The following is an 18,167-nucleotide window of genomic DNA, read 5'->3' on the forward strand; positions in this document are numbered from 1 at the left end:
TTGGCACGGGGCGGAGGCGTTGTCCGGGAGACCATGCCGGAGCGCGCATGGACGAGCGGAACTCGTAGAACACAACAGGGCGTCCGCGATCGCGGCATCCGCCGTCGCCGAAGGGCTGAGCCCTTCGGCGCGATCCCGCTGCAGTGAAAGCCAACGCATGGAAGGTCCAGGAAACTCAGTTTCCTGGCGGATAGGGGGGCCGGGGGAAAGGTGGAGCCTTTCCCACGGGACAGCGCAACGCCCGAACCGAAAGCGGAACGACGCATGAAACTCGCATTCCTCGGCCTGGGCCTGATGGGTGGCCACATGGCGCGCCGCGTGCTGGCGGCGGGGCATGAGCTGACGGTCTGGAACCGTTCCCCCGACAAGGCCGCCCCCTTCGCCGAGGCCGGCGCCCGCGTGGCGGCCAGTGCCGCCGAGGCGGTGCGCGAGGCCGAGGCCGTGATCCTGATGCTGGAGAACGGCCCGGTGGTGGAGCGCGTGCTCTTCGGCAGCGGCATGGCGGAGGCCCTGCCGCCCGGCGCGGTGGTGGCGGACATGTCCTCCATCAAGCCGGCCGAGGCGCAGGATCATGCCGCACGCCTGGGCGGGCGGGGCGTGCATCATGTGGACGCACCGGTGTCCGGCGGCACCACGGCGGCGGAGGCCGGCACGCTCGCCATCATGGCGGGCGGCGAAGCGGCGCCCTTCGCCCGTGTCGAGCCGGTGCTGCGCGCCATGGGACGCCCGGTGCTGGTCGGACCGCATGGGGCGGGGCAACTCGCCAAGCTGGCCAACCAGGTGATCGTCGGCGTCACCATCGGTGCGGTGGCCGAGGCGCTGATGCTGGCCGCGCGCGGCGGCGCCGATCCGGCCAAGGTGCGTGAGGCGCTGCGCGGCGGCTTCGCCGAGAGCCGCATCCTGGAACTGCATGCCCAGCGCATGATCGAGCGCGACTTCGCCACGCGCGGCCGCTGCGTCACGCATCTGAAGGACCTGGACAACACGCTCGACGCGGCGGAACGGCTGGGGCTGGAAAGCGTGCCCTATTCGGCGCTCACCGCCGATCTCTATCGCGGGCTGATCGAGAGCCAGGGCGATCCCGACCACTCCGCCCTGCTGCTGGAGCTGGAGCGCCGCAACCCGCCTGCCGGGGCAGAGGAGGCGAAGGCATGAACCACGAGATCCTTTTCCGCGACCTGGGTGACCGTTGCTTCGGCTTCGCCCTGACAGGTGCCAAGGGCGGCTTCAGCCGCACCCTGCTGGCGCAGATCCGTGCCATTCCCCGGCTGCGGCCGGCGGCGCTCTGCGACCTCGATCCCGAGGGCGTGCTGGCACTGCTCGCGGAGCTCGGCTTCCCGGCGGATGCCGCCCGGATCTGCGAGACGCCGGACAGCGCGCGCGAGGCCGCCGCCACCGGCCATATCGTGGTGCTGCGCGACCAGTCCCTGCTGGGCGCCGTGCCGCATGACATCCTGGTGGAGGCCACGGGCCAGCCCGAGGCCGGCGCCCGCATGGCACTGGAGGCGATCCGCCGCGGCGCGCATGTCGCCATGGTGAGCAAGGAGGTGGATTCCGTCGTCGGTCCGCATCTCAACCGGCTCGCCTGCGACCGGGGCCTCGTCTACACCACGGCGGATGGCGACCAGCCGAGCAACCTGATCGGCCTCGTCACCTGGGCGCGGCTGCTGGGCTTCGAGGTCGTCGCCGCCGGCAAGTCCAGCGAATACGACTTCGTCTTCGACCATGCCACCGGCACCGTGACCTGCGCCGACCTGCGTGGCGAGGCGCCCGCCCTGGCGGATCTGTGGGCATTGGGCGAGGATGTGACGGGCACGCTGGCACGCCGTTCCGCCGCGCTCGCCGACCTGCCGCAGAGCGCCACGCCCGACTACTGCGAGATGAACGTGGTGGCCAACTCCACCGGCCTGCTGCCCTCGCGCCCGGAGCTCAGCTACCCGCTCTGCCGCATCACCGAACTCGCGGATGTCTTCATCCCGCGCGAGGATGGCGGCATCCTCGACCGCACCGGCGTGGTGGACGTGTTCAACTGCCTGCGCCGGCCGGAGGAGGTGAGCTTCGGCGGCGGCGTCTTCGTCGTGGTCCGGGCGGGCGACCGGCCGGTCTGGGAGATGCTGCGCGGCAAGGGCCATCTGGTGAGCCGCAACGGGCGCTATGCCTGCATCTTCCTGCCCTATCACTTCATGGGCCTGGAAACGCCCGTCTCGCTGCTGTCCGCGGCGGGCCATGGCCGTGCCTCCGGCAGCGACCGGCAGCGGGTGGAAGCGGTGATGGTGGCGCGCGCCGAGCGCGACTTCCGCGCCGGCGAAGTGCTGGAGATGGGCGGCCACCACCACATCATGACGGATTGCACGCCGCTCCTCCTGCCCGTGGCCGAGGCGCGGGGGCTGGCCCCCTTCTACCTCGCCGCCAACAAGCCGCTGCGCGTGGATGTGCCGCGCGGTACGCTGATTCGTGAGGAAATGGTGGATCTGGAGGGCTCGCTGCTCCAGTCCCTGCGGCAGGAGGACGTGGTTCCGGCTGCGGGCTGATCACGGCGGCGTCGCGCCTGTGTTCCAGCCCCGGGAGAGAGGCGCTGCCTCTCCGCCCGGACCCCCACTCCGCCGGGGACCGAGGCCGGTCCCCGGACCCCGGGCCTGAGTTGGTGCTGGCGGCTGCCGTTGATCTGTCGCCCGGCCCTTGGACGCAGGTGGGCCGGCGGGGTTCCTACCCTGCCGGCACCACCGGCAGCACCAGGTGCGAAGCGCGCCCGGCATCGACGAAGAGCGTGTTGGTGGCCGCCCGCATCCGCCGCCAGTTGCCTTCCGGCTCGCCGGTCTGCGGGTTCAGGTCATAATGTGGGAACTCGCTCGATGCGATGTCCAGCCGGATGCGGTGCCCTGCCTTGAACAGATTGGCCGTGGGGAAGAGCTCCACCGTGACGGGCACGGGCACGCCCGGTTCCAGCGGCACGGGGCGTGACGGGTCCTCGCGGTAACGGCAACGCAGGATGCCCTCGCAGAGATTCATGGCGAAGCCCTGCGGGTAGTCTTCGCTGGGCGGATACACATCCACCAGCTTGGCGGTGATGTCGGTGTCCGGCGCGTCGGAGGCGATCCAGAGATGCGCCACCACGGGGCCGACCGCCGTCACGTCCCCGGCCAGGGGCTCCGTCTGGAAGACCAGCACATCCGGGCGGGAGGCCAGCGGCAGGAAGGGAGCGCGATGCGCGTACATGTCGGGCCGTTCGCGCTGGTCATAGGGGCCGCCGGCGATCAGCGGCTCCATCGAGGTGATCGCACCGCCCACGGTCGGCACCGGATTGGCGGGGTCGGCGGTCCAGGACAGCGGCGCCGCGGCTTCCGGCGGCGCGTCCTCCCGCAGCCCGCCATCGCCATGCAGGTGGAAGCGGGTGAAGCGCGTGTCCGGCAGCGGCCAGTCCGTGGCGTGCCGCCAATGGCCGCCATGTTCCAGCCGCCCTTCCACATTCTTCCGGCCGGAGCCACCGCCCATGACGAAGACGCGCACGGGCGGATCGGAATCCACGCCATTCGCCTCGCCCTTCAGCCAGCGGTCGAAGAAGCGCAGGCGGAAGGCGCGCCAGTCCCCGGCCCAGGAATCGATGGTGGCCTCGGGGCCGAACTCCACCTCGCCGAAGGCGGTCTGCGAGCGGTTGCCATGCGTCCAGGGGCCGAGGATCAGCGAGGGCCGCCCACGCCCGGCATCGCGCAGCCCCCGGAAATTCTCCACCGCCGTGCGCGGATAGGGATCGTACCAGGAAGACATGTGCACCATGGACACATCGGCATAGCGGCCGTGCCAGCCCTTGGCATAGATGCCGAGGCGCTGCCAGTATTCGTCGAAGGCGCCGCGCTGCCACTGCTCGAAGAGATAGTCCTCGTAATCCGGCGCGTGCCGCACCGGGGAATGGCCGGGCTTCCAGGGCCAGCGGGCGAACCAGTCATGCAGGCTCTCGCCCGCGAAAGCCGCGCTGCGCACCGGGTCGGCGATGGTTTCCGGCGCGAGGCGCCCCTGGTTGAAGGCCCAGGTCGCCTGCTTCAGCTCGAAGGCGCCGCCACGCCGGATGCCGCCGTTCCAGGCATCGGAGAAGCCGCCGGAATCCAGGATCTGCGCCGCGAGGCCCGGCGGGTCGAGGCAGCCCAGCGCGGCCTGGGTATGGGCCGCGTAGCTCAGCCCCATCGTGCCGATCCGGCCGTCGCACCAGGGCTGTTCCACGATCCAGGCGCAGCAGTCGTAGCCGTCCTCGCCATCGGCGAGGTACTTCACGAACTCGCCCTCGGAACCGTAGCGGCCCCGGCAGTCCTGATAGACGACGGTATAGCCGGCGGCGTTGAAATACGCCGCGATCGCCTCCCGCTTCACGGGGACGGGGTCGGCGGCGGTACGCTCGGAGCGCGAGACCTCGCGCTTGCCATAGGGCGTGCGCTCCAGGATGGTGGGCCAGGGGCCTTCGCCGTCCGGAAGATAGATATCCGTGGCGAGGCGGACGCCGTCGCGGCAGGCCATCCTGTACTCGGTGCGGCGCATCACCGATTCTCCCCGTCCGGCACGAAGTCGAGCTGCATCATGTCCCAGTCGAAGTAGCGGCCGCCGACCTTCAGCGCGCGGCGCTGCACGCCGAAGGACACGAAGCCGAGCCCACGGTACAGCGCGGCGGCCGCGTCATTGCCGCAGGTGACGGTGAGATGCAGCAGCTCCACATGCTCCTGCGCATGCGCGATCAGCCGCTGCATCAGCGCATGCGCGACACCCTGGCCACGCAGCGCGGGCGCCACATAGACGCCCCAGACCATGCCCCGGTGCCGCGCCTTGGCGCCCTTGTCCACCAGGAAGCCCGCCATGCCGCCCAGCGCGCCGTCACGGAAGGCGCCAAGCACGAGGTCCGGCGGAAGCGCCCCGGCCAGTTGCGCGGCGAAGGCCGCCTCATCGCGCAGCCCGGCCTCCTCATGGCTCATGCCGAAGGATTCCGGATGGTCGCGCAGCGCCTTCAGCCTCAGCCGCCGGAACGCCGCGCCATCCGCCCCGTCGAGCGGGCGGATCGCGATGCCGGTGCTCACGGTTTCGGCCGCAGGTGCTGGGCCAGGGTGTTCTCCTCCAGCCCGCCCTCATAGGTCAGGTTCGCGCGATGCGCCCAGACATTGTTGGGCACATGCAGCGGCAGGATCGCCGCATCCTGCTGGAAGGCGACCTCCTGCGCCTGCCGCAGCAGCGCGCCGCGGCGTTCCGTGTCGGGGACGGTGCGCGCCTGGTCGATCAGCGCATCGAAAGCCGGGTTGCTGTAGCGCCCGCGGTTCAGCCCGCCATAGCCCCTGCCGTCATAGCTGTGCAGGACCTGCGACAGGCCGAGCCAGCTATCCCCCGTGGTATGGCCGAAGCCGATCAGGAAGGCGCTGAACTCCCGCTTGCCGGCGCGGGTGAAGAAGACGTTGGAGGGCATCACCTCCACCCGCGCGTCGATGCCGATGCGGTTCCAGAACTGCGCGACTGCCTGGGCAGTCTTGTCGTCCTCGACATAGCGGTTGTTGGGCGAATGCAGGGTGAGGCGGAAACCGTCCGGATAGCCCGCCTCGGCCAGCAGGTGCTTCGCCGCCGCGGCATCGTAGGCGGGGGCGGCGAGCTGCGGGTCGTAGCCGACCTGCCCCTCCACGGCGAGCTGCCCGGCGGGCCGTCCGCTGCCCTGGAGCACACGGTCCACGATCAGTGCCCGGTTGATGGCGAGGGACAGCGCCTGCCGCACCCGCGCATCGCGCAGCGGATTCTTCGGCAGCGGCCTGCCCTCCTTGTCCGTGGCGAAGGGTGTCGTCTCCCCGCCCTGGTCCAGCGCCAGATAGATCAGCCGTGCCGAGGGGGAGGCGGTGAGGCCGATCTTCCCGTCCCCGCGCAGCCGCGCGACGTCGCCGGGCGGCACGTTGTCGATCAGGTCCACATCCCCGGACAGCAGTGCCGCCATGCGCGCGGCGTCGCTGGCAATGGGGCGGATGGTGACACGGCGGAAGGCAGGCTTCTCGCCCCAGTAGCGGTCGTTGCGCTCCAGCACGAGTTGCGAGCCGGGCTGCCAGCTCACGAAGCGCCAGGGGCCGGAGCCGATGGCGGCTCGGCCGCTGTTGAAGTCGGCGGTGCTCGCCTCCTTCGCGACCCGGGCCGGGATGACATAGGCGGTCATGGCGTTCAGCACCACGGCCGGGTCCGCGCCGCGCGAATGCAGTCGGATGGTGCGCTCGTCCACCACCTCCATGCTGGTCACGGCGGCCTGCATGCGGATGAAGGGCGCCGGGCTGTTCGGCACCTTCGGCATGCGCTCCAGCGAGGCACGCACATCCTCCGCCGTCACAGGCGCGCCGTCCTGGAACACCGCGCCGTCGCGGATGCGGAACTCCCAGACATCCGGCTGCGGATTGGTCACGGTGGCGAGCCCCGGCACCGGCCGCATGTTGCTGTCGGAGCCGATCAGCGGGTCGAAGATATGCTGCGCGATGGCCTGGTTGGCGCCGACCAGGGCGAAATGCGGGTCGAGCGAGGAGGTCTCGGTCTGCAGAGCGATCCGCGCCTCGTCCGCCGACCGGGCCCGGGCGGGCGTCGTCACAGCGGGTACGCCCATGGCCGGCAGGCCCAGCGCCGCCAGGAGGGCCAGGAGGGGGCCGCGGCGCGGAATGCGGGGCGGCTGGGGTGGGATCATGGGCGTCGCTCTCCCTTTGGCTCCGGCCATGCCGGCCGGGAGCGGGGCTCCGGGGCGGCGGGAGCGTGAATCGGGCACGGAGGATGCGCCGATGCGGCGTGCCGGCATAGGGCGGCCGCGCACCCGTCAGTGCGGCGCGCCGAGCCCCTGTCCGATCCGCTCCAGCATCTCGTCGAAGAAGGGGTTGGAGGACATGCGGATCAGCGCATCGAGGCTGACCGCCAGCACGCCGCGCTCGCCCTTCGGCGCGATCGTGCCGAAATGCACCCCGAAATCCTCGTCGGCCGGGTCGGGAAACTGTCCGTAGAGCGAATCGCTTTGCGGGAAGGGCAGGGCGACGTGGGAAAGGGAATAGACATCGCGCGGATAGGTGTCGCGCAGCGGCACCACCCGCATCTCCATGCTTCCAGGCTCGGTCACCCGCGCCACCATGGCCTCCTGCCCCGGCGCGGCATTGGTGACGACCACGGTGCGGTAGCGGCGTGGCCCCGGCGGCAGCATCCGCTCCAGCGCCGTTTCCGAACTCGGGCTGAGCAGGATGCCCAGCTTGCTGTTGCGGTTGAGATCGAACAGCACGAGCTCGCTGCCATTGGCCGGCAGCAGGGCATAGAGCGCATCCAGCACAGCGGGCGTGCTGACCGTGGTGTCGAGCACCGACTGGAAGGTCAGCACCGGCGGCAGCCCGGCGAGCCGGCCCTCGCGCGCGCGCTGGCTGACCTGTTCCTGCAAGGCCCGGGTCAGCCGCCAGGACTGGCGCGCGCCGTTGACCGGAAAGGAGTTGTACTTGAACGGGTTGAACTCCGGCACGATGCCGAGCCAGCTCGCCTTGGCGAAGCGCGGCAGCAGGGCCGGCAATCCCGCCAGCCCGGCGAAACGGGCGAATTCGGTGATGCCCACCATGGGCGAGATCAGCACCACCCGCTCCGGCCGCGCCAGCCTGGGATCGTCCAGCGCCTCCATGGCGTATTTCATCGCCAGCGCGCCGCCGTTGGAGAAGCCCACGATCTCGAGCGGCCCCTGCGGGACGCGCCGCCGGGCCTCCCGCACCGCGAGGCGTGTGGCCGCCATCCAGTCCTCCCAGGTCACGTCGCTCAGCGCCGCCGGCACGGTGCCATGCCCCGGCAGGCGGATGCCGATGGCGACATAGCCGCGGTCACGGTAGAAGCGGCCGACATGGCGCAGGCTGTAGGGGGCGTCGGTCAGCCCGTGCAGCAACACCACCGCGCCGCGCGGCGGGCCGTCGGGCTCCAGCACGAAGGAGCGGTTCCAGTCCTGCCGGAAGCGCGGCGGATAGACGGGGCTGCCCTCAAAATAGCGGTTGAGCGGCGTGCGCTCCTCCGGCGTCAGCTTCTGCGTCACCTCCCGCCGCACGGAGTCGAAGACGCGCTGCTCCGCCGCCAGATAACCCGCCCAGTCGGTCTTCCCGATCTCCTCGGCCCGCATTTCGCTGGGAACATAGAGGTGCCAGGTCCGCAGCGGCGGGCCGCTCTGGACCTGCCAGGCGCGCAGCACGAAGACCGCCAGAAGGGCTCCGAGGACAAAATACAGGCCCCTGCGGAGAAACCTGATCGGAAATGCCGGCACCGGTGCGCCTCCATCCTTCGGGGCGCCGCAAATCAGCCAACCCGAATCGGCACGCTGTCGGCCCTCAGCGTCTATGCTGCAACCCGGCGGTGCCGCCGGGCAAGCATGCCGGGGCGTATTGACAACCGGTCCGGCCCATTCCCAATGGCCGGGTCACAGGAGAGAAATCCGCATGGGGACCGAGCCGGGCCTCCTATCGCATGCCGCACGCGAACCGGTGCTCCGCCTGACGACGGGCCTTTGCGCGGCGGTCCTCGTCTTCGCCTCGCTCCGCGAGGCCGCCTCGGTCTTCGTGCCCGCGACCTTCGCGCTCTTCATCATCGCCGTGGTCTGGCCTTTGCAGAGCCTGCTGCAGCGCCGCCTGCCGAAGGTGCTGGCCCTGGTGATCACGCTGATCGTGGCGCTGGTCGCGGTGATGCTGCTCGCCCTGCTGGTGGCCTGGGGCTTCTCGCGGATCGCGCAATGGGTCATCGCCAACGCGACGCGCTTCCAGGACCTCTACCTCCGCCAGGCGGAATGGCTGGAGGGGCACGGCCTCCCCGTGGCCGGGCTGGTGGCGGAGAATTTCGACATGCGCTGGGTCGTCTGGCTGGCCCAGGCCGCCACCGGGCAACTCCAGGGCTTCATGAGCTTCGTCACCGTCACGCTGGTCTTCACCATCCTGGGCATGCTGGAGGTGGACATCCTGCACCGGAAGCTCTCCGCCATGGGCCGGCACGGGGAGGGGCGCCGCCTGCTCGATGCCTGCATGCGGGTGGCCTCGAAGCTGCAGACCTACATGCTGGTGCGCACGGTGATGAGCGCGCTGACCGGCGTGACCATCTGGGCCTTCGCCCTGCTCGCCGGGCTGGACCTGCCGGTGGAATGGGGCCTCATCGCCTTCGCGCTGAACTACATCCCCTTCCTCGGCCCGCTGGTGGCGACGGTCTTCCCGACCTTCTTCGCCGCCCTGCAGTTCGGCTCCTGGGAAATGCCGCTGACCGTCTTCCTGGGGCTGAACACCATCCAGTTCCTGTCCGGCAGCTATATCGAGCCCCGCCTGGCCGGAAAGGCGGTCTCCGTCTCGCCCTTCATCGTGCTGTTCGCCGTCTTCTTCTGGTCCTTCCTCTGGGGCATCGCCGGCGCCTTCATCGGGATTCCCGTCACCATCGCGGCTCTGGTCCTCTGCGCCGCCTATGACAGATCGCGCTGGATCGCGGATCTGCTCTCCGGCCGTGACACGGCCGGCTGAAACGGCCGCCGACCATGCCCGCCTCGCAGGAAGCCAGCCCCGCCGCCCCGGAGCGGGTCCTGCTGCTGCATGGCATCGCCCGGCGCGCCTCCTCCATGTCCGTGATGGAACAGGCGCTGCGCGCCGCTGGCTACGAGACGCTGAACATCGACTACGAGGCGCGCCGCAAGCCGCTGGAGGCCTTGGCGGAGGACCTGCATGACGAGGCCGGGGCGTTCCTGCAACGCGACGGCGGCCGGGTGCATGTCGTGGCCCATTCCATGGGCGGGCTGCTGGCGCGGGCCTATATCACCCGCCACCGCCCTCCGGCGCTGGGCCGGGTGGTGATGCTGGGCACGCCCAATGCGGGCAGCGAACTGGCCGACCTGCTCTGCGGGCAGGCTCTCTACCGCCCCCTCTATCACCGCGTCTTCGGCCCCGCCGGGGCCCAGCTCGTGACCACGCCGGATGCGGCGCTCGCGACCCTGCTCGGCCCGGTGGATTACGAGCTGGGCGTCATTGCCGGCGACCGCGCGCTGAACCTCCTGGCCGCCTGGCTCGTCCTGCCCGGGCCGAATGACGGCAGCGTCTGCGTCGCCCGCACCCGGGTGGAGGGGATGGCCGACCATATCGTGCTGCACGTCACCCACACGCTGATGATGCGCCACCCGGAGGTGATCCGGCAGAGCCTCCATTTCCTGCGCCACGGCCGGTTCGACCATGGGATAACGACCGAGGGCTGACGCCCCCCGGCAACCCGGATCAGCCGCGCAGCCGCTCCTCCAGCGGCGCCTTCTGCCGCTCCACCACCTCCGCCAGCGGGTCCTCGCCCTTCAGCCCGCGCAGCGTCGCGCCGGACATGTAGGCGGCCCGGCCGAGAAGCTGTGCCGCCACCGGCAGGGTGAGCAGCAGAAAGAGGATCGTCAGCACCCCGGTCGGCAGCTTCACGGCATCCCCTGCCAGCAGCGCGCCGACCAGCACCAGCGTGGTGCCCAGCGTGCCGGCCTTGGTCCCCGCATGCATGCGTTGGAAGGCATCCGGCAGCCGCACCACGCCGATGGCGGCGATGCAGAGGAAGGCGGTGCCCAGGATCATCAGGAGGGCGGCGATCATCGTTGGCTTCCCTTGCGTTCCAGGAAGGCGGCGAAGGCGCAGGTGGCGACGAAGTTCACCAGCGCGATCACCAGCCCGACATCGAGGAAGGCGCTGCGCCCCGTCGCCAGCGCCGTCATGGCGGCGAAGGCCACCGCGACGGCGGTGAGCATGTCCAGCGCCACGAAACGGTCGGCGAAGCCCGGCCCCGCGATCATGCGATAGGCGGCGAGGCCCAGCGGCAGCACCAGGACGAAGGCCAGCAGCCCGGCCAGGGTCTCGATCCCTTCCATGCTCATCGGCCTCCTTCCAGCATCAGGATCCAGCGCTCGTAGAGGCGCTTGAACTGCGCGATCACCTCCTCATCCGTCCGCGCGTCCAGCACATGCACGTAGAAGCGGCGCAGGTCGTCCGAGACGTGCAGGCAGGTGGAGCCCGGCGTCAGCGAGACGCAATAGGCGAAGAGCGCCACGCCCCAGCGCGTGCGCGCCTCCACCGGCACCACCACGATGGCCGGCAGCGGCTGCGCATAGGGCGACAGCACGATGCGCGCCACGGACAGGGAGGAGGCCACCAGGTCCCACAGGAAGGTGACGATCAGGCAGAGCAGCGCCCAAAGGCGCAAGGGAAGGCGCAGCAGGCTCATGCTCCGCCTCCCGCCGGCAATGCCCCGGGCAACATCCCTTGGGCCGCCTCCCGCGCGAAGGCGCCGAGCGGCTCTACCCCGATCCCCATGGCGAGGATCAGGAAGGCCAGGATGCCCAGGGCCGCCAGCATGGCGGGCGGTACGCGGCGCGGCGCGCGGCCGCTGCCCGGCGCCTTCCAGAAGGCCTCCACCCAGATCTGGCTCATGGAATAGACGGTGACGAAGCCGGTCGCGAGCAGGACCAGCGCCAGCGCGCCGCCACCCGACAGGAAGCCCGCCTGCACCAGCACGAACTTGCCCCAGAAGCCGGAGAAGGGCGGGATGCCGGACAGCGACAGGGCCGGGACGGCGAAATACACCGCCAGCATCGGCTGCCGCTTCATCAGCCCGCCGCAACGGTTCAGGTCGGTGCTGCCATTGGCGCGGGCGATGGCCCCGGCGGCGAGGAACAGGCTCGTCGTCACCAGGATGGAGTGCAGCATGTAGAGGATAGCGGCGGCCAGACCCGCCAGGCTGGCCAGCGCCAGCCCCATCATCATCGTGCCGATCGAGGCGATGATCTGGAAGGCGAGGATCCGCCGCGTGTCCTCCTGCGCCATGGCCCCCAGCACGCCCAGCACCATGGTCACCGCCGCCAGCAGGCCCAGCATGGGCGCGAGGCCCGGGATGACCGGCGCCGTGCCCAGGCCGAAGACCAGCACCAGCACACGCAGGCAGGCATAGAAGCCGACCTTGGTCAGCAGCCCCGCCATCCCCGCCAGCACCGTCATCGGCGCGGTGGGATAGGCCGCAGGCAGCCAGGAGAAGAAGGGGAACAGCCCCGCCTTCAGCCCGAAGCCCGACAGCAGCAGGAAGGCCGAGGCCACCAGCGCCAGGCTCGGCGCCCGCCCGCTCAGGGCGCGGGACAGGTCGGCCATGTTCAGCGTCCCCGCCTCGCCGAACAGCAGGGCGATGCCGAGCAGCATGAAGCCCGCGCCGAGCATGCTCAGCGCGGCATAGCGGATCGCCCCGTCGATCTGCGCCCGCCGCCGGTCGAGCACGGTGAGGCCCAGCGCCGTCACCAGCATCAGCTCGAACCAGACATAGAGGTTGAAGATGTCGCCGGTCAGGAAGGCGCCGTTCACCGCCGCCAGCATGGCCAGGAACAGCGCATCGAACCCGGCTGCGCGCCGGCGCGGCCCGATATCCGCCCGCGCATAGATGGCCACCACCAGCCCGACGATGCCCGTGAAGACGGACAGCATCGCCCCCAGCCGGTCGGCCACGAAGCTGACCCCGAAGGGGCGCGGCCAGCCGCCGAAGACGAGCGTCAGCGGCCCGTTCTGCGACACTTCGGCCAGCAGGCCGAGCGAGGCGGCGAGCATCAGCCCGATGGCGGCCTCCATCGTGGCGCGCTGCCAGTCCGGGCGGTGGCGCAGCACGGCGCAGAGCGCCGCGGCCAGCAGCGTGCCCACCACCGGCCAGAGGAGCAGGAGGCCCGGCAGCAGGGATTCAGCGCGCATCGGCATCCTCCCCGTCCTCAGGGAAAGGCGGCTCGGCGGCGGTGATCCGGGCGGCGTTGATCGTGCCTTCCCCACGCCAGGCACGCAGCACCAGCGTCATCAGCACCACGGTCAGGGCGAAGCCGATCACGATGGCCGTCAGCACCAGCGCCTGGGGCAGGGGATCGGCGGACAGCCTCAGCACCGCCTCACCATCGGGAATCAGCGGTGGCTGGTCCGAGCGCAGCCGCCCGGTCATGAACAGCACGAGGTTCACCGCGGTGGACAACAGCGCCAGTCCCAGCACCAGCCGCGCCAGGTTGCGCGACAGCGCCATGTAGAGGCCGCACCCGGCCAGCGCGGCGGCCACGAAGGCAGTCAGCAGGTTCATCGCTCCGCCTCCCGCTGCAGGCCGAAGAGGAAGGCCAGCACCCCGCCCAGCACCACGGCGAAGACGCCCAGGTCGAAGATCAGCGTGGTGCCCTGCTTGACGGTCAGGCCGAACAGGTCGGCCTGGACCCAGAGATGCTTCAGGTAGCTGCCATGGGCGAGCAGTCCCGGCACGCCACTCAGCACCGCCAGCCCCATCCCCAGCCCGACCAGCACCATCGGATGCAGCCGCAGCGCCGCCCGCGCCCGCTCCACGCCCCCCGCCAGGGCCAGCATGGCGAAGGCGAGCGCCGCCACCAGCCCGCCCACGAAGCCGCCGCCGGGCTGGTTATGCCCGCGCAGCAGGATCATCACCGCCGCCAGCAGCAGCAGCGCGAAGAAGGCACGGCTGGTGGCGGCCAGGATGAAGGCGGCCGGCCTTTCCCGTGCCGGGACCGGATCGGCCTTCAGCAGCGACCAGGCCATCAGCGCCGACATGCCGATCACCACCGTCTCGCCCAGCGTATCGAAGCCACGGAAGTCCACCAGGATCACGTTGACCACGTTCTGGCCGAAGGCGGCGGCATAGCTCTGCGCGCCATAGAAGCCGGAGACCGTGCCATCCGCCGGCCCGGCCAGCATGTCCACGGTCGTCAGGAAGACCAGCGCGGCGAAGCAGCAGGAGAGCAGGATGTCGTGCTGCCGCTCCGCCCGGCTGCGCGTCGCCGGGGCCGCGAGCGGCAGCACCAGCAGCACGGCGGTCAGCAGCACGACGATCAGCGCCTCCACCGAGAACTGCGTCAGCGCCAGGTCCGGCGCGCCGTTGCGCAGGAAGACCAGCGCCACCGCCAGCCCCACCAGCCCCACCGCCACCAGGGCGGACAGCAGGGAGCGCGCGCGGGTGGCGGCGAAGCCCCCGGCCAGCCCGACCAGCAGGATGGCGGCGGTGGCCGGGTCGAAGCGGCCGAATTCCGGCCAGCGCGGCACCGTGCCCGCCCGCACCGCGCCGAACAGGCAGAGCCCCATGGCCGAGACGGCCGCGAGCCAGAGATAGCGCCGCAGGTCGCCATTCTGCACGAAGCCGGTGACCCGGCGGGCGAAGCCGACCAGGCCGCGCATCAGGGCATCGTAGCCGATCTCGGCGGCATAGTGGTCGAAGGGCTGGAGCGCCAGCAGCCAGGTGTGGATCGATCGCCAGAAGGTGACGATCACCGCCCCGATGGCCACCACCACCAGGCTCAGCATCAGCATCGGCGTCAGCCCGTGCCAGAGCTCGACCTTCACCTCCACCGGCTGGCCATAGATCGCCAGCACCGCCGGGTTCAGCACGTTGTCGCGCACCCATTCGGGCTCCAGGCTGATCGTGAGGCCCAGCAGCGACAGCAGCAGCGGCCCCAGCGTCAGCCCCACCGTTTCCCCATGCTTGACCTCGGTGATCTTGCCGCGCCCGAGGAAGAAGGGCCGCAGCGAGACCACCCCGGCCACGCCCACCATCACCGCGTTCACCAGCACCGCGATGGCCACCGGCACGGCGTCCCAGGAGCTCTGGATCTGCGCTTCGAACAGGAACTCCTTGGAAATGAAGCCGATGAAGGGCGGCAGCCCGGCCATGGACAGGCTGGCCAGGCTCGCCGCCACTGCCGTCAGCGGCAGGAAGCGCACCAGCCCGCCCATCTGCCGCAGATGCGACTTGCCGGTGGCGTGGATGGCATTGCCCGCGCAGAAGAACAGCGCCGCCTTGTAGAGCGCGTGCGCCAGGATGAACCCCACCGTGGCCACGCTGGCCATCGGCCCGTCCAGCCCGATCAGCATCACCAGGATGCCCAGCGAGGCGACGGTGGAATAGGCCAGCGCCGCCTTGAAGCCCTGTGCCCGCAGCGCCTGCACCCCCGCCACCAGCATGGTCGCTGCGGCGAAGCCGATCAGGATGCTGCGCCCCCCCGGCACCTCGGCGAAGAACCCCTCGAACCGCGCCAGCAGGTAGATGCCGAGCTTCACCATCGTGGCCGAATGCAGATAGGCCGAGGCCGGGGTCGGTGCCTGCATGGCGTTGGGCAGCCAGAAGTGGAAGGGGAACTGCGCCGACTTGGTGAAGCCGCCGAGCAGCAGCCCGATCACGATCAGGGCGACCCAGGGGCTCCGCGCCAGCTCCCCTGCCCGGTCGCTGGCCCCCGAGAAGCTGAAGCTGCCCAGGGTGATCCCGATCAGCACGATGGCGCAGAGCAGCCCCAGCCCCCCGCCCACCGTCACCTGCAGGGATTGCAGCGCCGAGCGGCGCGAGGCCGGGCTCTTGCCGTCGAAGCCCACCAGCATGAAGGAGAGGATGCTGGTCGCCTCCCAGAACATGAAGAAGACCAGCAGGTTGTCCGACAGCACCGCCCCCAGCATGGCGGTCATGAAAAGCAGGATCAGGGTGAAGAAGCGCGCCCGGTCGCCCGGTGATTTCTCCGCCATGTAGGCGCCGGCATAGACCACCACCAGCGTGCCGATGCCGGTGATCAGCAGCGCGAAGAGGAAGGAGAAGCCGTCCAGCCGGAAGGCCAGCTCCACCCCCAGCGACGGCGCCCAGGGCAGCCGCGTCTCGGCCACGCCGCCCCCGGCGATCAGCGGCGCAAAGCTCAGGAACATCCCGAACAGCCCCGCCGGCAGCAGCGCCAGCCCCCAGCCCCCGGCGCGGCCGAGCAGGCGCGACACAGGCGCGGCCAGGCAGGCCCCGGCCAGGGCGACCAGCAGGATCAGCGGCAGCACGGCGAATTCACCGGCGGCTGGGCAGGGGAGATGCCAGGATCTCGCGGGGTGAGGTTCCGCGGGCCACGGTTTTGTCGGCGGAGCAGGCGAAAGATCATGCCGGAGAAGCTCCCTGGCTTGTGATGGGTTTCCGGGCCGGGCCGGTTTCCATGCCGGTCCGCCGCCTCACGCCGCGGTTCCGCCGCCTTCCGCCCCCGTTCCGGCGGTGGGAGGGCGCAGCATGCCCAGCACGCCCTGCACCAGCATCTCCCGGTGCCGCGCCCGCAGCCCGGCCTCCCCCAGATCCTTGCCGAACAGGACCTCGATCGTATGGCGGTTGGCGGAGCGGAAGAAGCAGAAGCCGCTGATGAAAAGGTGCACGTCGATGGCATCGACATCCTTGCGGAACAGTCCCTCGCGCTGACCCCGTTCCAGGATGATGCGCAGTGCGTCGATGATCGTGACGTTCAGGCTCCGGGCGTTGCGGGACTGGCGCAGGTACTGGCCGTGATGGATGTTCTCGATGGTGACGAGGCGGATGAAGTCCGCATGGTCCCACTGGTAGTCGAAGGTGAACTCCGCCATCCGGCGGATCGCCTGCTCCGGCGCCAGCGCCTCCAGCCGCAGCTCCCTCTCTACCGAGCGGATGTCGTCATAGGCGGCCTCCAGCACGGCGAGGTAGAGCCCCTCCTTGCTGCCGAAATAATAATAGATCATCCGCTTGGCGGTCTTGGTGCGCGCCGCGATGGCATCCACCCGCGCACCGGTCAGCCCGTGCCGCGCGAATTCCTCGCGCGCCGCCTCCATGATCTCCCGCTTCGTGCGTTCCGGATCGTTCCGGCGGAAATGTGGCTCCGTCAATTCGCTCGTCGTGTCGGCCAATGGGACGCTCCTGCGAATCCCTTCATACCCGCCCAACATCGCCACGGCCAAATGCCGCCGCCCAGCCCCGGTTGCGCTTCACGTCCGGCGTTGCCCTGTCCCCGGGGGACAAGGCTCCGCCGTCGACGCAGTGCGTCGACCCCCCGGTCCCCCTGATCCGCCAGGAACCTGGTCAAACGTATACGTTTGACCCTGGACCTCCCATTCGTTGGTGCTCTCCGGCGACTGTGGGCGCCACCAGCGCGAACACGGTGTTGTTTTTCTTTTCGGGAGCCCCGCTGATCCACCTGCCCCCAGGATCAGCCCGCAGGCTGACGCCCACCACCAATGTCAACGAAAGCCCGGGGTCCGGGGACCGGCTCCGGTCCCCCATCATGGTCATGGGCGGAGTGGGGGTCTGGGGGCGAGACGGCGCCTTGCCCCCGGGGGCCAGCCACGAAGCGCGACGCCACCCGCCGGGCCTATCTGGTCTCCCCCTCGATGACAGCCCGGCGTGCCGCGATCGCCCCGGCCAGGAAATCCGTCAGGGCGCGGATGCGCGGCAGGTGCCGCAGGTCCGGATGGGTCAGCAGCCAGAGATCGGCGGCGAAATCCGGTTCCGGCGGTGCCAGGCGGCGCAGGCCCGCCCGGCTATCCCCCACGAAACAGGGCAGGTGCCCGATCCCCAGCCCCGATTCGACCGCGTCGGCCAGGGCCAGCACCCCATCGAACCGCGCCGCCAGCCGTGCCGCCGGCACACGCTCCCGGGCGAAGCGTGTCACCTTCAGCCCGGCAAGATTGTCGCCGAGACAGACCCAGTCCCGCCCCATCGGATCGGCACCTGGGGCGACCGGCGCGGAGGCGGGCTCGTAGAGCGCCCAGGCGATCCGCGCCACGCGCCGCCCGACCAGCGTATCCGGCGGCTTATCGCTGGCCCGCAGTGCGACATCGGCATCCCGGCGGGACAGGTTGGCGGCGGCATTGCCGGTGACGAGGTCCAGCCGCACGTCGGGGCAGGCGGCGCGGAAACGCACCAGCATCGGCATCAGCAGATCGGCCAGCAGGCTGTCGCTGGTGGCCAGCCGGACCTCGCCGGCAGGGCCGGGGGCTTGTCCGGCGAGGCGGCGGGTGACGGCGGTGATGTCCTCGTCCACCCGTCCGGCCAGGGCCGCCATCTCCTCCCCCGCCGCCGTTGGAGCATAGCCGCCCCGGTGCCGCTCGAAGAGCGGATAGCCCACCATCTCCTCGATCTGCCGCAGGCGGCGGAAGACGGTGGAATGCGCCACCCCGAGCCGCGCCGCGGCCGCCGGCAGCGCCCGCGTCTCCGCCACCGCCTGGATCAGCCGGAAATCATCCCAGGCGAGGGCAGTGGGGGAGCGGGGCTTATCGGTCACGATGAGCTGGAGCCTCGCATTCCGCACCGCTCGCTGGAAGGGGCGGCCTCTGATGCATGATCCGCATTGCAATCATGCAATTCGTTTGTGGTGGGAGATAGGGGCCCATTGCCCATATGCATGACAG

At 70.5% G+C, this 18,167-nt stretch carries 16 protein-coding genes; 4 read left to right on the plus strand and 12 right to left on the minus strand.

Going from position 1 to position 18,167, the window contains the following annotated elements; genetic code table 11:
• Nucleotides 1–264: 264 nt before the first annotated feature.
• Together MVG78_RS04685 and MVG78_RS04690 are read left to right on the plus strand one after the other, a co-directional pair.
• Nucleotides 265–1,155, plus strand: a complete 891-nt coding sequence (locus MVG78_RS04685) for an NAD(P)-dependent oxidoreductase (RefSeq protein WP_247558653.1) — start codon at nt 265–267, stop codon at nt 1,153–1,155.
• Nucleotides 1,152–2,531, plus strand: a complete 1,380-nt coding sequence (locus MVG78_RS04690) for an NAD(P)H-dependent oxidoreductase (protein ID WP_247558655.1) — start codon at nt 1,152–1,154, stop codon at nt 2,529–2,531. The genes MVG78_RS04685 and MVG78_RS04690 overlap by 4 nt, the downstream gene beginning before the upstream one ends.
• A gap of 175 nt (nt 2,532–2,706) precedes the next feature.
• Here MVG78_RS04690 and MVG78_RS04695 read toward each other — a convergent pair whose 3' ends face one another.
• The 4 genes from MVG78_RS04695 to MVG78_RS04710 all read right to left on the minus strand — a co-directional run bounded on the left by MVG78_RS04695 (nt 2,707) and on the right by MVG78_RS04710 (nt 8,188).
• Nucleotides 2,707–4,527, minus strand: a complete 1,821-nt coding sequence (locus MVG78_RS04695; RefSeq protein ID WP_247558657.1) for a CocE/NonD family hydrolase — start codon at nt 4,525–4,527, stop codon at nt 2,707–2,709.
• The gene (locus MVG78_RS04700) at nt 4,527–5,057 is read right to left on the minus strand and encodes a GNAT family N-acetyltransferase (RefSeq protein WP_247558659.1); all 531 of its coding nucleotides are present in this window, start codon (nt 5,055–5,057) and stop codon (nt 4,527–4,529) included. Before MVG78_RS04700 ends, MVG78_RS04695 begins: the two co-directional genes overlap by 1 nt.
• Complete coding sequence (locus MVG78_RS04705) at nt 5,054–6,676, minus strand: ABC transporter substrate-binding protein (RefSeq protein ID WP_247558661.1); 1,623 nt, start codon at nt 6,674–6,676, stop codon at nt 5,054–5,056. Before MVG78_RS04705 ends, MVG78_RS04700 begins: the two co-directional genes overlap by 4 nt.
• A gap of 126 nt (nt 6,677–6,802) precedes the next feature.
• A complete protein-coding gene (locus tag MVG78_RS04710) occupies nt 6,803–8,188 on the minus strand; it encodes an alpha/beta hydrolase (RefSeq protein ID WP_247558663.1) in 1,386 nt (461 codons plus the stop codon).
• A 244-nt stretch (nt 8,189–8,432) separates the two neighbouring features.
• Between MVG78_RS04710 and MVG78_RS04715 the strand changes: the two genes are divergently transcribed.
• Both MVG78_RS04715 and MVG78_RS04720 read left to right on the plus strand, forming a co-directional pair.
• Nucleotides 8,433–9,491 carry an AI-2E family transporter gene (locus MVG78_RS04715; RefSeq protein WP_247558665.1) on the plus strand — a complete coding sequence of 353 codons (1,059 nt, stop codon included), beginning with the start codon at nt 8,433–8,435 and terminating at the stop codon, nt 9,489–9,491.
• 14 nt (nt 9,492–9,505) lie between these two features.
• Nucleotides 9,506–10,213 carry an alpha/beta fold hydrolase gene (locus tag MVG78_RS04720; RefSeq protein WP_247558667.1) on the plus strand — a complete coding sequence of 236 codons (708 nt, stop codon included), beginning with the start codon at nt 9,506–9,508 and terminating at the stop codon, nt 10,211–10,213.
• 19 nt (nt 10,214–10,232) lie between these two features.
• Here MVG78_RS04720 and mnhG read toward each other — a convergent pair whose 3' ends face one another.
• The 8 genes from mnhG to MVG78_RS04760 all read right to left on the minus strand — a co-directional run bounded on the left by mnhG (nt 10,233) and on the right by MVG78_RS04760 (nt 18,040).
• Nucleotides 10,233–10,583, minus strand: a complete 351-nt coding sequence (gene mnhG, locus MVG78_RS04725) for a monovalent cation/H(+) antiporter subunit G (protein ID WP_247558669.1) — start codon at nt 10,581–10,583, stop codon at nt 10,233–10,235.
• The gene (locus MVG78_RS04730) at nt 10,580–10,861 is read right to left on the minus strand and encodes an MrpF/PhaF family protein (RefSeq protein WP_247558671.1); all 282 of its coding nucleotides are present in this window, start codon (nt 10,859–10,861) and stop codon (nt 10,580–10,582) included. The genes mnhG and MVG78_RS04730 overlap by 4 nt, the downstream gene beginning before the upstream one ends.
• Entirely contained in the window at nt 10,858–11,208 is a 351-nt protein-coding gene (locus MVG78_RS04735; protein ID WP_247558673.1) for a Na+/H+ antiporter subunit E, read from the minus strand. Before MVG78_RS04735 ends, MVG78_RS04730 begins: the two co-directional genes overlap by 4 nt.
• Nucleotides 11,205–12,710, minus strand: a complete 1,506-nt coding sequence (locus MVG78_RS04740; RefSeq protein WP_247558675.1) for a proton-conducting transporter transmembrane domain-containing protein — start codon at nt 12,708–12,710, stop codon at nt 11,205–11,207. Before MVG78_RS04740 ends, MVG78_RS04735 begins: the two co-directional genes overlap by 4 nt.
• A complete protein-coding gene (locus MVG78_RS04745) occupies nt 12,700–13,080 on the minus strand; it encodes a sodium:proton antiporter (protein WP_247558676.1) in 381 nt (126 codons plus the stop codon). Before MVG78_RS04745 ends, MVG78_RS04740 begins: the two co-directional genes overlap by 11 nt.
• Entirely contained in the window at nt 13,077–15,806 is a 2,730-nt protein-coding gene (mbhE, locus tag MVG78_RS04750; protein ID WP_247558678.1) for a hydrogen gas-evolving membrane-bound hydrogenase subunit E, read from the minus strand. Before mbhE ends, MVG78_RS04745 begins: the two co-directional genes overlap by 4 nt.
• Before the next feature lie 165 nt (nt 15,807–15,971).
• Nucleotides 15,972–16,667 (minus strand): TetR/AcrR family transcriptional regulator, encoded by a 696-nt coding sequence (locus MVG78_RS04755; RefSeq protein WP_247558680.1) that lies wholly within the window; start codon nt 16,665–16,667, stop codon nt 15,972–15,974.
• A 461-nt stretch (nt 16,668–17,128) separates the two neighbouring features.
• A complete protein-coding gene (locus MVG78_RS04760) occupies nt 17,129–18,040 on the minus strand; it encodes a LysR family transcriptional regulator (RefSeq protein WP_247558682.1) in 912 nt (303 codons plus the stop codon).
• Nucleotides 18,041–18,167: the final 127 nt, after the last annotated feature.

The organism is Roseomonas gilardii subsp. gilardii (assembly GCF_023078375.1).
Taxonomy (GTDB): domain Bacteria; phylum Pseudomonadota; class Alphaproteobacteria; order Acetobacterales; family Acetobacteraceae; genus Roseomonas; species Roseomonas gilardii.

Excerpts from the sequence above, each read along its gene's own strand:
- MVG78_RS04685 (WP_247558653.1), top strand. The coding sequence starts at position 265 with ATGAAACTCGCATTCCTCGGCCTGGGCCTGATGGGTGGCCACATGGCG.
- MVG78_RS04690 (WP_247558655.1), top strand. The coding sequence starts at position 1,152 with ATGAACCACGAGATCCTTTTCCGCGACCTGGGTGACCGTTGCTTCGGC.
- MVG78_RS04695 (WP_247558657.1), bottom strand. The coding sequence starts at position 4,527 with ATGCGCCGCACCGAGTACAGGATGGCCTGCCGCGACGGCGTCCGCCTC.
- MVG78_RS04705 (WP_247558661.1), bottom strand. The coding sequence starts at position 6,676 with ATGATCCCACCCCAGCCGCCCCGCATTCCGCGCCGCGGCCCCCTCCTG.
- MVG78_RS04715 (WP_247558665.1), top strand. The coding sequence starts at position 8,433 with ATGGGGACCGAGCCGGGCCTCCTATCGCATGCCGCACGCGAACCGGTG.
- MVG78_RS04720 (WP_247558667.1), top strand. The coding sequence starts at position 9,506 with ATGCCCGCCTCGCAGGAAGCCAGCCCCGCCGCCCCGGAGCGGGTCCTG.
- mnhG (WP_247558669.1), bottom strand. The coding sequence starts at position 10,583 with ATGATCGCCGCCCTCCTGATGATCCTGGGCACCGCCTTCCTCTGCATC.
- MVG78_RS04730 (WP_247558671.1), bottom strand. The coding sequence starts at position 10,861 with ATGAGCATGGAAGGGATCGAGACCCTGGCCGGGCTGCTGGCCTTCGTC.
- MVG78_RS04735 (WP_247558673.1), bottom strand. The coding sequence starts at position 11,208 with ATGAGCCTGCTGCGCCTTCCCTTGCGCCTTTGGGCGCTGCTCTGCCTG.
- MVG78_RS04740 (WP_247558675.1), bottom strand. The coding sequence starts at position 12,710 with ATGCGCGCTGAATCCCTGCTGCCGGGCCTCCTGCTCCTCTGGCCGGTG.
- MVG78_RS04745 (WP_247558676.1), bottom strand. The coding sequence starts at position 13,080 with ATGAACCTGCTGACTGCCTTCGTGGCCGCCGCGCTGGCCGGGTGCGGC.